Raw genomic sequence first — 12,924 nt, forward strand, 5'->3', positions numbered from 1 at the left:
TAACATTTATTCCCCCTCTGATCGAACAAAATGACACCTCTCTCGCTCAAGCGAGCCTGCGGCAAACAATATCCCTCTTTTGGCAAGACATCCGGCAGTCCTCTCTTCCCATGAGAAGTTTTACAATGAAAGCGATACCTCAGCGAAGGAGATGTCTTATGAATTTTGATCTGAATATCGTACCTTTCAGCCGAAGAGAGTCTTTCTTGGCAATTTCCCTCCTGCCCGCGGCAAAGGACCGCAGACCAGGACTTTACCTGCGAACCGTCCGCGGAGGAGATGACAAGTTTGGCGAGGCGTTTCTGATAGAGCTGCTAAACCGGCAGAGCGAGCCGGTTCCGTTTGAACCTATGGCATCACCAGACCAAATCAGGCTAACGGCCTCCGATTCGGAGGGCCATGCGGACATTTGTTTATCGGACTCCCGGACCGTCCGATTCCGTTCGGAAGGCTGCGGCATCCGGCTTACCTTTTTTCCAGCAGCGTATGATTACGCCTATGAGACCCATCCGGACAGCTGGGAGGTGAACAGCTTCACGCATGGCTGCCGCTTCATGCTGACCCGGCTTGCAGGCCAGATGGGCATGGAGGTCGAATGGAACGAGATCAAGAGCTCGCGGGTGACCGCCGATTTCTCCGTGGACGCATTAACCAATATGGCGGAATTTGCGGTAGAGGAGTTCATGACCGTCATGACCCCACGCAAGGAATGGGAGTCCTTCGATGAGGCGGTTCATAGCGTCCGGGAAGATTATGCCGCATGGCTGAACAACACCCTTATCGTCTCTGAGCGGTGGCAGGAAGCAAGGGAGCTCGCGGCCTATATCACCTGGTCCTGCGTGGTTCCGGCCGAAGGCTGTCTGACCCGCCCAGCCATGTATATGTCCAAGAATTGGATGACCAATATCTGGAGCTGGGACAACTGCTTTAACGCGATGGCCCTTGTGCGGCATCAGCCGGAGCTGGCTTGGGATCAGTTCATGATCTTTTTTGACCGGCAGGATGAGAGCGGCCTGATCCCGGACTTCGTGAACGATAAATACGAGCTTTGGAATTGCAACAAGCCGCCGATTCACGGCTGGACACTGGCCTGGATGATGCGTCGGACCGATTTCATTAAGGAGACCCAGTTGCGCGAGGTCTATGGCCCATTATCGAAATGGACGGAGTGGTGGTTCACGCACCGGGACCATGACGGCGACGGCATTCCCCAGTATAACCACGGCAACGATTCAGGCTGGGACAACAGCACGGCGTTCAATAACGGCATTCCCGTCGAGAGTCCTGATCTTGCCGCCTATCTCATTATTCAGATGGAGACGCTGGCCGAAATCGCAGGCTTGCTCGGCCTGTCCGAGGAGTCGAGCCAATGGAGACGGAGAGCGGACGATACGTTGGACCGCATGATTCGACACTTCTGGAGGGATGGCCGGTTCACGGCCTGCCGTTCGGGAACGCATGAAATATCCGAGGGAGACAGCTTGCTGCTGTTCGTTCCCATCCTGCTGGGAAGACGCCTTCCCGAGTTTATTCGCAAGGCTCTACTGGAAGGACTTCGGGATGAAAGCCGATTCCTGACAAGCAACGGCTGGGCTACCGAGAGCGTAAGCAGCCGCTATTATAAGGCGGACGGATATTGGCGCGGGCCGATCTGGGCTCCTTCCACGATGCTGCTGGTCGAAGGGGTGGCAGCAGCAGGCGATATGGAGCTGGCGACGGAGATTGCGCAGCGGTACTGCCGGATGGTTAGTCTCAGCGGCATGGCCGAGAATTTTGATGCCCTGACCGGAGCGGGGCTTCGCGATCGAGCGTTCACCTGGACCTCCAGCGTATTTTTGATTCTTGGACATGAATACACCTTATAACGATGACGGACAAACACTTCTTCCCGGGCATTTTGCCTTGCGGGGGAGGTGCTTTTTCCGTTTCCTCTCCGTTTCCAGTTGCCGCCTAATTACAAGCCCTTTGTTCGGGTTTATAATGAAAGCGGTATCACGGGCGGATTAGCAGTCCTGCCGCATGACCAACGAGTTGGACGGAAAGGTTCACGATACGATACGACAACGGGGAGAGTAACCATGAATCTTCAGGGGATCAAAGATCGAGTGGGCCGGCTGTTCACCGGCACCTATCACAGTATACGAACGAAGCTGCTTACTTGTTTTTTAATCGTCACCCTGATTCCGCTGTTCTCGCTTGGCGGACTTTCCTATTATCAATCCGCTAAAGTGATTAACTCCCAGTTCGGCAAATACGGCGATAATGCCGTAGCGCAGCTGGAGCAGCAGACCAGTTCGGCATTAGGGCGGATGAAGCAGACGGCGGAAACGATTTATTCCTATTTACTGGACCCGAGCCATTCGGGGATCGGAGCCGGGACGCCATCCACATACGGCGACATTATGGAGAAGAACGACTTCGAATCGTTATTGAAGTCTCTTCGGACGCAGCTGACAGCGGGAATTTATATCATTACGACCTCCGGCTATTACTATGGGGAGAACAATCTGGATGTGAATAAACTCGGCAATATCCCGATGTGGAGCACAAGGCCGAAGGCCTATGCCGGGACTTATTGGCTCGGTTTTTACAAACAGGATCATTCCATTAAGAGCAGTGATAGCGATAACGTGCCGGTCATCGGGCTCGCCGTACCGATCCACCACCCGGATAAGGCTCAGGACGGCAGCATCATCCTCATTGAGGAGAGTGCCGAGGAACTGCTGCGCAGTTATGCCAAGTTCGAGGCCGACACGCACGCCCACCTGCTCATTACATCGCCGGACGGCACGGTCGTGTATGAGACGGATGCTCCGTATACGCCCCATGACAACGATGTGACCTGGTCCCGGACGCTTGGCGTCAACCAATGGACCATGGAAGCCAGAGTTCCCGCCAAGGCTTTCTATCAATCCTCGGGCGTTATCCGGGCGAACACGATGGTTGTTGCCATTGTCTCCTGCTTGCTCGCTTTTGGCATTGCTTATCTGTTCTCCTCCCGGTTCACCTCACGAATTCGGACCTTGAAGGACTCGATGCAGAAGGTGAGCTTTGGCAAGCTGGATACCCGTACGCCAATCGAGGGCAGGGATGAACTGGGCAGTCTCGACATGAGTTTTAACCGGATGGTTACGGGCGTGCAGACACTGATTGGCGAAGTGGAGCAGAGCGAGCGGCTGAAAAAAGAGGCGGAGCTGCGCGCATTCCATTATCAGATCAACCCCCATCTGCTGTTCAATACACTCAACTCCATCCAGTGGAAAGCCAGGCTGGAAGGCGCGGAGGACATCCGTCAGATGCTGTATCATCTGACGATGGTGCTGGAGGGGAATTTGGATATCTCGCAGGAGCTGGTCACGTTGAACAGGGAGCTGCGCATGATCGGTCACTTTTTGAAAATCCAGGAGATCAGGTACGGCGAGGTGTTCCGTTATGAGCTGGATTGCGATGAGGCGTTTCTGCCTTATTTGATTCCACGGATGACGCTTCAGCCGCTGTTTGAAAACATTTTTTTCCATGCCTTCACCGATGGTCAGGGAGAGATACATGTCAAGGTCGAGGAGGATCATGACGAGCTGGTGCTTACGCTTCGCGATAACGGGGCCGGCATCAAGGAGGAGAAGCTCGCTCAGTTATTCTCGCCGGAGATGAAGCGGAAGGGACGCGGCGGGCTTGGCGTGCGGAACGCCGATCAGAAATTTAAGCTGCATTTTGGTCCGCTATACGGACTGAAGGTACATTCGATTAAGGGAGAAGGAACAACGATCACCATACGCTGGCCGAAAAAGGAGGAGTCTTTCGATGATGAAAGCAGGGTACATTAAGGTGATGATTGCCGACGATGAGAGCATTGTGCGTAAGGGACTCCGCTCCACGGTGCCGTGGGACCGATTCGGGATGGAGGTTGTGGCGGACAGCCCCAACGGTCAGGCGGCTTGGGAGGCGTTTCTGGAGTTTCGCCCGCAGGTCGTCATTACGGATATCGTCATGCCGGAGATGGATGGAATCGAGCTGTCGCGCAAGGTGAAGGAGGTCGCGCCGGAAACCCGAATCATTCTGCTCAGCTGCCACCGGGATTTCGAGTATGCCCAAGAGGGGATGCGGCTTGGCGCCTCGGGATATCTGCTGAAAACCGCCTTCGAGGACGAAGAACTCGAAGCGATGCTGGGAAAATTCCAGCGTGAGCTGTCCGATACGCCGTCCTACGGGTACGAGCTGGCAGAGCAGGTTTCCGCTCACCTGTTTGCTTGGCTGAACGGTCATAGCGATCGATTCCCGGGAGAACTCCGGCAGCTCTGCAGCCGTGTGGGGCAGGGGGAGGGCAGGCCCATCTCCCTCTATCTGATCAAGACGGCGGGCTGCAGCAGCAATTGGGAGGGGCTGCTTCAGGAGCAGGGCTCCGACGAGCCGGGTTTGCGCTGCAGCAAGCTGATTCACTACGGCGCGGACAGCTGCTATTGGGCCGTACCGGAGGAGTTTAAGGGAGCGGCTGACAGCTTGCTGGTGGAGATCAAGAGCCGGTGCGGGAAGCTCGCATGGAATTCGCGGGAATGTCTTCACGATTCGGAGGATGTGCAGGCAGCTTTTCAATCCTTGCATAAGGAAGCCGAGCTGGAACGGGTGTACGGTCTTAGCGGGGAGCAGTGGCCTGAGCCGATTCTGCACGCGGTCCATCTCCTGCATGAACATCCCGCGGACGAGTGGTCGGCAGCGGAGCTGGCCCAGAAGGTGGGGCTGAGCCGCAGCCATTTTTCGATCCTGTTCAAGAAAACGGTTGGCGACAGCTTCATCACATTCCAATATAAACGCAAGCTCCGCCTCGCCTATGGCCTGCTGCGCGAAACCTCCTTAACGATGCAGGAGATCGCCGAGAAGACCGGGCTTGGCGACAGCAAATATTTCAGCAAATGGTTCAAGCGCTGCACAGGTCAGACGCCAAGCCAATACCGTGCCGAACAAAAAGGGGAATCATTGTAAACAAATGAACACCCGAGAACGAAAGTTCGAACAAAAATACGATCATCTGCGAATCAGCGCACGTTTTGAACCGCTTTCATCCGAGTTATGATGAAAGCGGTTCAATTCATATCAACTCAATACTTTAGGGGAGCTGACAATATGAAAAAGAAAATGTCATGGATCGCGTTGGTTTCGGTTATGACGTTAATGGCATCCTTGCTGGCCGCATGCGGCGGCAGCGGCGGGACCGGAGCATCGAAGGAGCCGGACGGCAATGCATCAGGCGCGGCGACAACGCTTCGCTTCGCTACCTGGGATACGGGAGATGCGCTGAAGATCGAGCAGGAGATCGCCAAGAAGTTCGAGGAATCGCATCCCGGCACGAAGGTGCAGGTGGAGGCTTATGCCGACGGATTTGATCAGAAGCTGGCCGCCGGTTTTGGCGCAGCCAATCCGCCGGACGTGATGTATATGTGGGATTTTCCGACGTATCACCAGTCCCTGGAGCCGCTGGACGGCTACGCGTCCAAGGACGAGGATTTGAATATCGATGATTTTTACCAAGGATTGTTTAACTACGGCAAGATCGATAATCAGCTGTACGGAATCCCGGCGGGCTTTACGACCCGGGTGGTGTACTACAACAAGAAGATGTTCGATGATGCGGGCATCGCCTATCCGAGCGATGGATGGACATGGACGGAATTCCAGGAGAACGCCCAGAAGCTGACGGATAAATCCAAGAAGCAGTATGGCTTCGGCGTACGAGCCGAGAACGATACGTATGACCTGCAAGGGTTCGTATGGAGCAACGGCGGTTCCTTCATTTCCGAGGACGGCACAACGATTGAAGGCTACATGAACAGCAAGGAAACGGCGGAAGCCATTCAGATGCTGGGCGATATGCTCAAGAACGGCTCAGCCGTCCTAACCGGAGGCAAAGGGCAGCAGAGCGGGGAGGATATTTTCAAAGCCGGCAAAATCGCCATGTGGGAGAGCGGTATCTGGCCGCTGGAATCCTTCAGGGAAGCTGGAATCGACGTGGGTACGGTGGAAATGCCGGCCTTCGAGGGCAAGCCTGTAAAGGGCGTATTGGCCGAGTCCGCGCTATCCATAGCGAAGGATTCCAAGAACAAGGATCTGGCGTGGGAGTTCATCAAGTTCTACGTATCGGATGAAGCGATCAAAATGCGCGTGGCCGACCTTCCGGTCCGGGTCAGCGTGGTGAACGAGCTGAAGAAGGATCAGGATCCGCTCTACAAGCCGTATTACACGATGCTGGAGCGTTCGGACAATACGCCGGCCTTCCTGCTGAATCCGAAATGGAACGAAGTGAACCGCCAGCTGTCGGCAGCCGTGGAATCCGTCATGTTTGGCAGCGATGCCCAGGAGGTTCTGAACCAGGCGGTGAAGGATAGCGAACGCTATTTGAAATAAACGAAGAAAGAAGGTTCGCGAATATGGCCCATACTGAAGTGCCTTACTCACAACAGCAGACAGCGGCCCCGAAGCGACTTGGACCAAAACGTTGGGGTGGGGCCGTGCCCTACCTCTTCATTTTTCCATGGATATTCGGATTCCTGGTTTTTACGCTTGGTCCGCTGCTGTTTTCCCTCGTTATTTCGTTTTTTGATTGGCCGATCGTAGGCCAAGTGACCTTTGTCGGCATCGACAACTATGTGGAGATGTTCTCGAACGATCCGTTGTTCTGGAAATCGCTGATGGTTACGTTAAAGTTCGCGGCTTTGTTCGTGCCGCTAAACATCATTGTAGCCTTAGGGCTCGCCATGCTGCTGAATCAAAAGGTAAAAGGGAGCGCGTTCTTCCGCACCGCCTTCTACCTGCCGTCGGTCATTTCCGGCGTAGCCCTCGCCATGATCTGGTCTTGGGTGTACAGCGGGGATTACGGGATCCTGAATTTTTTCTTATCGCTTGTCGGCATCGAAGGCCCGGACTGGCTGAACGATACGAAGTGGTCCTTGGTCGCCATGGTTATTGCAAGCCTGTGGGGACAGGGCTCGATGATGCTTATTTTTCTGGCGGGTCTCAAAGGCATTCCGAAGGACCTGTATGAGTCGGCCTCGATAGATGGAGCGGGCAAGATCAGGCAGTTCTTCAATGTGACCATCCCGATGATCACGCCGACCCTGCTGTTTAACCTGATTACGTCCATCATTGCGGCCTTCCAGCAATTGACGCTAGCGCTTCTGCTTACGGGCGGTGGCCCGCTGAAGTCGACGTTTTTCTATGCGATGTACATGTACGAGAATGCGTTCAAGTATTTCAAGATGGGTTATTCCGCAGCCAATGCCTGGTTCATGTTCCTGATCGTGCTGACGCTGACGTTCCTCGTGTTCAAGTCTTCGGAAGCCTGGGTGTTCTATGAGGGCGAGATGAAGAAGGAGAAGGCGAAGCCAAAGCGTAACAAAGCAGGCGTACCTGCCGGCAGAGAGGGGCGTTCCGCATGAAAAAAGTAATCACGTACACACTGCTCATCTTGTGCTCCCTGCTGTTCATTGCGCCGCTCTTCTGGGCGATCACGACAGCACTGAAGTCGCAGCAGGAGCTGTATCTGTTTCCTCCAAAATGGTTACCTTCCGTGTGGAGATTCAGTAATTTTGTGGAAGCCTGGAGCATTCAGCCGTTTAACCTGTTTTTGAAAAATACGCTGATCGTGACGCTGCTGTCGACGCTCGGGCAGCTCATATCGTGCACGCTGGTGGCATACGGGTTCGCCCGGTTTCAGTTCAAGGGACGGGATGCGCTATTTCTGATCGTGCTTGCCACCATGATGATTCCGTGGGAAGTGACGATGATTCCACAGTATATGGAATTCAACTACCTGGGCTGGATCAATACGCTCAAACCGCTCATCGTACCGTCCTGGTTTGGTTCCGCTTATTTCATTTTCCTGCTGCGCCAGTTCATCATGACTTTGCCGAAGGAGCTGGATGAAGCGGCAACGATTGACGGGGCGGGCAAAATGACGGTTCTGCTGCGGATCATCGTGCCGCTGATGGGTCCCTCACTCATTCTGGTGGCCGTGTTCCATATGATGAGCTGCTGGAACGATTATCTGGGTCCGCTCATCTTCCTGAATGATCAGACGAAATATACTCTGACGCTGGGGTTATCCCAGTTCAAGGGCATGCACGGCGTCGATATGCAATCCATTATGGCGATCACCTGCCTGATCTCGATCCCGCCGCTGGCCGTATTTTTCTTTGCGCAGCGTTATATCGTTGGCGGCATTGCCACGACGGGGATCAAGGGGTAAATGGGTGCCGGGGATAAATGCATCCACGATGATATGAAGCATGAAACAGCATCAGAACATAGAAGTGCGTGTTCAAAAAGTCATGGAGAGATGACTTTTTGAACTACCTCTAGAAGCCTAGACTGCTTGGGAAAGGATGGAGAGATATATGAAAGACCATCGTATCGGCCGCGACTGGGATGACCTAAATGTGCTGGAACGAAACCGGGCGAAAAGCCGGGCCTATTTCATTCCGTTCGCGGATGCGGACGGAGCGTTAAGTTATGACAGAGGCAGTTCGGCCTGGTATCAATCGCTGAACGGGGTGTGGAAATTCCACTATGCCGAGGAGCCGGAGACTGCTCCTGAAGCATTTTATGAAGAGGATTACGATGTATCGGCCTGGGATGACCTCCCGGTTCCGGGACACTGGCAGCTGCAGGGCTACGGGCATCCGCATTACACGGACCTGTACTATCCGTTCCCTGTGGATCCGCCGCATGTGCCAAACGCGAATCCGACCGGAAGTTACGTACGCGAGTTCGAGCTTCCGGAGCATTGGGACGGCAGAAAGATTTGCGTCAAATTCGACGGGGTGGACAGTGCGTTTCATGTGTGGCTAAACGGGTCGTTTATCGGCTATAGCCAGGGAAGCCGGCTGACCTCCGAGTTCGATCTGACGCCTTATGTAAAAGCCGGCGTAAACAAGATATCGGTTCGGGTATACCAGTGGTCCGATGGAAGTTATCTGGAAGATCAGGACATGTGGTGGATGAGCGGCATTTTCCGGGATGTGTATCTGGTAGCCGAGCCGTCGGCGCTTCGCATCAACGACTTCCGCGTAACGACCGATCTGGATGCGGAGTATCTGAATGCCAAGCTGAACGTGCGTTTGGAACTGGAAGGAAGAGAGCACGGCTCCGTCCAGTTGCGGTTGTTGAACGGAGCCGGAGTGGAAGTAGGGTCAGCGGGGAAGGATGTCCCGCACTCCGCCGTGGAGGACTTTGAGATCGAGGTAGCCGGTCCGGATTTATGGAGTGCCGAGTCCCCGGCGCTGTACCACTTGGTAATCATGTTGCAGGATGCTCAAGGGGGGACGCTCGAGACGGTGGCGCAGCGCGTCGGATTCCGCACCATTGAAGTGAAGGACGGACAGCTCCTGGTAAATGGCAAGGCGATCCTGCTTAAAGGCGTCAACCGCCATGACCATCATCCGAATACGGGCCGAACCGTCACCCTGTCCACGATGCTCGAGGACATCCGTTTGATGAAGCAGCACAACATCAATGCCGTCCGAACCGCTCATTACCCGAATGATCCCCGGTTCTACGAGCTGTGTGACGTGTATGGGCTGTACGTGATGGAAGAGACGGATCTGGAGACCCACGGCTTCGAGCCGCTAGGCAACATTTCCCGCCTGAGCGATGATCCGGATTGGAAGGAAGCCTATGTGGACCGTGTCCGCCGAATGGTGGAACGGGATAAGAACCATCCGTCCGTGCTGTTCTGGTCCCTCGGCAACGAATCCGGCTTCGGCTGCAATTTCCGTGCAATGGCGGACTGGTGCCGGGAGTTTGATCCAACGAGGCTGATCCATTACGAGGAGGACCGCGAAGCCGAGGTGTGCGACGTGGTGAGCACCATGTATTCCTCCGTCGAGAAGATGGAAGGCTTCGGCAAAATGACCGATCATCCCAAGCCGCATATTCTGTGCGAATTCGCGCATGCGATGGGCAACGGTCCCGGCGGCCTTCGCCCCTACTTCGATACCTTTGAGGCGCATCCCCGCCTGGCGGGCGGTTTCGTGTGGGAATGGATCGATCATGGGCTGAGCAGAAGGACGCCGGACGGCAGGATGGATTACGCATACGGCGGCGATTATGGCGATGTGCCAAACAACAGCAATTTTGTTATCGACGGTTTGGTCCGCCCGGACCGGACACCTTCACCCGGACTCTTGGAATACAAAAAGGTCATTGAACCTGTCCGTATGACGATGCCAAATCAGGGTCTGCTGCACATGATGAACCGCTATGATTTCATTTCGCTGGATGATCTGGTGGCCCATTACCGGGTGTTGGCCGATGGACAGCTTGTCCATAGCGGAGCGCTGGAGCTTCCCCGCATCGATGCAGGCACAATCGCGGAGTTAAGCCTCCAGGAGGTTTTGGAGCAGGCGACAATAGGCGTGAGTCCTTATGCCGAGCTGTGGCTTGAGGTATCCCTCTCGCTGGCTGCTGACTGCCGCTGGGCGGAACGGGGACATGAGGTGGCGTGGTCCCAGTTTCTGCTGCGGGAATCGTCCAAGCCTGAATTCGAGCAAACGGCAGCATTGCGGCGGGGACCACTACAGCTCACCGAGGAGAAGCACAAGCTTAAGGTGGGGAATGGCAGCTTTCAGCTGTCACTCGGTTCGCTTCATTCCGGATTTGAGAGCTTATTCCTGCATGGCAAAAGAATCACGCTTGGCGGACCGGCGCTGAATTTCTGGCGTCCGCCAATTGATAATGATATGTACGTGCTTCCGGATTGGCGCAAGGCCCATCTGGATCGACTCTCCGAGCGGATCGATCATTTCGAATGGAAGCGACTGGACCAAGACAGCGTGGAGGTACGGCGGATTTCCCGGATTGCGCCACCGGTATATGATTGGGGCTTCCGCTGCGAAACGACCTATACGATCACTTCCAGCGGCCTGATGATCATGGACGTGAAGGGTGAGCCGATCGGCACACCACCCGCCATGCTGCCGAAAATCGGATTGCAAATGCAAGTCGCGGGAGACATGGAACATGTCCGGTGGTACGGCAGAGGACCTGGGGAAAGCTACCCGGACAGCCTGGAAGCGGGACGGTTCGGGGAATATCGCAGCACTGTGGACGGGTTGTTTACGCCTTATATCTATCCGCAGGAGAACGGGAACCGATCGGATGTCCGCTGGATCTCGCTCGCGGATGGGGATGGATTGGGGCTCCTCGCCGTTGGCGATCCTGTCCTGAATTTCAGTGCGAGCCGGTACACCGACCAGGATGTGGAGACCGCGGCGCATGCCAGCGACCTTGTTCCACGCAGCTTCGTTACGCTGAATCTGGATTACCGGCAGAACGGACTAGGCAGCAACAGCTGCGGTCCGGCACAGTCTCCGGAGCATTCGATTAAGCCGGAGCCGTTCTCGTTCCGCATTCTCCTTAAGGCTTACGCTGCCGAGGATACCGATCCGGTAAGGTTGAGCCGGCGGATGCGCTCGGAAGCGGAATTATACAAGTAACCGACTGATTTCATTTCAGATCGTGATCGGATTTTCTGGAGAAGGGGAATAACATGTCCTTTTACATCAAAGACCTGCTGCAGCTGTCTACGGGGGTGCGCCGCTTCCTTATAAGCGAGGCCTTCTACGGCATTGGAATCGGCCTCTATACACTCGTCCTGAATCTGCATCTGCTTTTTCGGGGGCTAAGGGAGGACGAAATCGGCGCGTTGGTGTCGATGGGCATTCTGATCATGGGCGTGTTCGCCATTCCGGTATCTCTCCTCGCTAACCGGACCGGAAGGAAAAAACTGCTGGTTACCGGCGTATTCTTTATCGCCGCAGGCAATGTGCTGTTTGCCGTCAGCGATGATTTGCTGTGGTTCTATGCCGCTCAAATATTGGTGTCTACCGGCTTGACGCTTGTGGAGACGACGGAGATTCAGCTTCTCTTCCATTATTGCCGTTCCCGTAAGGAGGAGGCCCGTGCATTTTCCTTGATGTTTGCCGTCTTTACGGCTTTCACGGGTCTCGGAACGCTGGCTGCCGGATATATCTCGAAGGGATTTGAAGGAAGCAGGGGCTATGAAGTGTCACTTCTGCTGACCGGGCTGGTGCTTGTGCTTCACGGCATTATCCGGGCATTCTGGCTGCCTTCTGAGCGCAGGGACTTGGATGAGGAAGCGCCGACGGCTTCATCTTCTAAGGGAATATCCAGGTTAACGGGGCCTCTGTCGTCCGGGACCTTATGGCTGTTCGCCGTGTTTACGGCGCTGCTCGGCGGCTGTATTGCCATGACTGGCTCATTCTTGAACGTCATCGTGAAGTTCCGCCTGGATTGGATGGATGACCAGGTATCTTTAATTCTTGCCATCGGCGCGATCCTTCTGTTTATATGCTCATTGATGACGCCGTACGTCATGGAGCGGTTCGGTTATAACACGGCCATTATCTCGGTATTTATCGTTAATATGCTGCTGTTTGCCGCTCTATACATGATTCTCCCCGTATGGCTGTTTGTCGGGCTGTTTCTGCTGCGGGGCGGTGGCGTGACCATGCTGTCCAATCTGCTGGACAGTCTGCTGATGTCGGCTTTCAATGAGAAGGAACGTAATCTGTATGCCGGCATGCGGTCGGTATTTCGGAGTTTAGGCTCGTCCGGGGCAACCTTTGTTGCCGGACTGATCCTGGCCCGGCAGGATTATCGGCTTCCCTTTCTGGCCACGGCCGGCGTGCTGCTCCTATGCGGCCTGTATTACGTATGGTGGATTCGTCCTGTCTTATCCAAGAGATTAAACAGCGGTATCGAGCCGTGAATGTGAAGGGCCGTCTAAAAGGGGTATTCCCTTTTAGGCGGCCTTTTTGCTGATTGCAGCATGCTCCTTTCATATTCATCTTACATCGTCAGCTTCATCACTTCAGGCTGAACCCGTATTTGTTCCAGAGAAAGTCTTTAAACATA

The 12,924-nt window shown here is 54.8% G+C and carries 8 protein-coding genes; all 8 read left to right on the top strand.

Features of this window, described 5'->3' with window-relative positions; genetic code table 11:
* Nucleotides 1–158 precede the first annotated feature (158 nt).
* The 8 genes from CRG97_RS06355 to CRG97_RS06390 all read left to right on the top strand — a co-directional run bounded on the left by CRG97_RS06355 (nt 159) and on the right by CRG97_RS06390 (nt 12,778).
* Entirely contained in the window at nt 159–1,865 is a 1,707-nt protein-coding gene (locus tag CRG97_RS06355) for an amylo-alpha-1,6-glucosidase (protein WP_098742280.1), read from the top strand.
* 213 nt (nt 1,866–2,078) lie between these two features.
* Nucleotides 2,079–3,824, top strand: coding sequence for a cache domain-containing sensor histidine kinase (locus CRG97_RS06360; RefSeq protein WP_098742281.1), 1,746 nt, complete (start codon nt 2,079–2,081; stop codon nt 3,822–3,824).
* Nucleotides 3,802–4,977, top strand: coding sequence for a response regulator transcription factor (locus CRG97_RS06365; protein WP_481856185.1), 1,176 nt, complete (start codon nt 3,802–3,804; stop codon nt 4,975–4,977). The genes CRG97_RS06360 and CRG97_RS06365 overlap by 23 nt, the downstream gene beginning before the upstream one ends.
* A gap of 141 nt (nt 4,978–5,118) precedes the next feature.
* Nucleotides 5,119–6,396 carry an ABC transporter substrate-binding protein gene (locus tag CRG97_RS06370; protein ID WP_053489642.1) on the top strand — a complete coding sequence of 426 codons (1,278 nt, stop codon included), beginning with the start codon at nt 5,119–5,121 and terminating at the stop codon, nt 6,394–6,396.
* A 23-nt stretch (nt 6,397–6,419) separates the two neighbouring features.
* Nucleotides 6,420–7,427 carry a carbohydrate ABC transporter permease gene (locus tag CRG97_RS06375; RefSeq protein ID WP_053489641.1) on the top strand — a complete coding sequence of 336 codons (1,008 nt, stop codon included), beginning with the start codon at nt 6,420–6,422 and terminating at the stop codon, nt 7,425–7,427.
* Nucleotides 7,424–8,236, top strand: coding sequence for a carbohydrate ABC transporter permease (locus CRG97_RS06380; protein ID WP_098742282.1), 813 nt, complete (start codon nt 7,424–7,426; stop codon nt 8,234–8,236). Before CRG97_RS06375 ends, CRG97_RS06380 begins: the two co-directional genes overlap by 4 nt.
* Nucleotides 8,237–8,384: 148 nt before the next feature.
* A complete protein-coding gene (locus CRG97_RS06385) occupies nt 8,385–11,483 on the top strand; it encodes a glycoside hydrolase family 2 TIM barrel-domain containing protein (RefSeq protein WP_098742283.1) in 3,099 nt (1,032 codons plus the stop codon).
* A 53-nt stretch (nt 11,484–11,536) separates the two neighbouring features.
* Nucleotides 11,537–12,778 carry an MFS transporter gene (locus tag CRG97_RS06390; protein ID WP_098742284.1) on the top strand — a complete coding sequence of 414 codons (1,242 nt, stop codon included), beginning with the start codon at nt 11,537–11,539 and terminating at the stop codon, nt 12,776–12,778.
* Nucleotides 12,779–12,924 lie beyond the last annotated feature (146 nt).

This window comes from Paenibacillus sp. EZ-K15, from assembly GCF_002573715.1.
Taxonomy (GTDB): domain Bacteria; phylum Bacillota; class Bacilli; order Paenibacillales; family Paenibacillaceae; genus Paenibacillus_AQ.

Bases quoted from the DNA above. Each gene is read 5' to 3' on its own strand.
- CRG97_RS06355 (WP_098742280.1), top strand. From the start codon at position 159: ATGAATTTTGATCTGAATATCGTACCTTTCAGCCGAAGAGAGTCTTTC.
- CRG97_RS06360 (WP_098742281.1), top strand. From the start codon at position 2,079: ATGAATCTTCAGGGGATCAAAGATCGAGTGGGCCGGCTGTTCACCGGC.
- CRG97_RS06365 (WP_481856185.1), top strand. From the start codon at position 3,802: ATGATGAAAGCAGGGTACATTAAGGTGATGATTGCCGACGATGAGAGC.
- CRG97_RS06370 (WP_053489642.1), top strand. From the start codon at position 5,119: ATGAAAAAGAAAATGTCATGGATCGCGTTGGTTTCGGTTATGACGTTA.
- CRG97_RS06375 (WP_053489641.1), top strand. From the start codon at position 6,420: ATGGCCCATACTGAAGTGCCTTACTCACAACAGCAGACAGCGGCCCCG.
- CRG97_RS06380 (WP_098742282.1), top strand. From the start codon at position 7,424: ATGAAAAAAGTAATCACGTACACACTGCTCATCTTGTGCTCCCTGCTG.
- CRG97_RS06385 (WP_098742283.1), top strand. From the start codon at position 8,385: ATGAAAGACCATCGTATCGGCCGCGACTGGGATGACCTAAATGTGCTG.
- CRG97_RS06390 (WP_098742284.1), top strand. From the start codon at position 11,537: ATGTCCTTTTACATCAAAGACCTGCTGCAGCTGTCTACGGGGGTGCGC.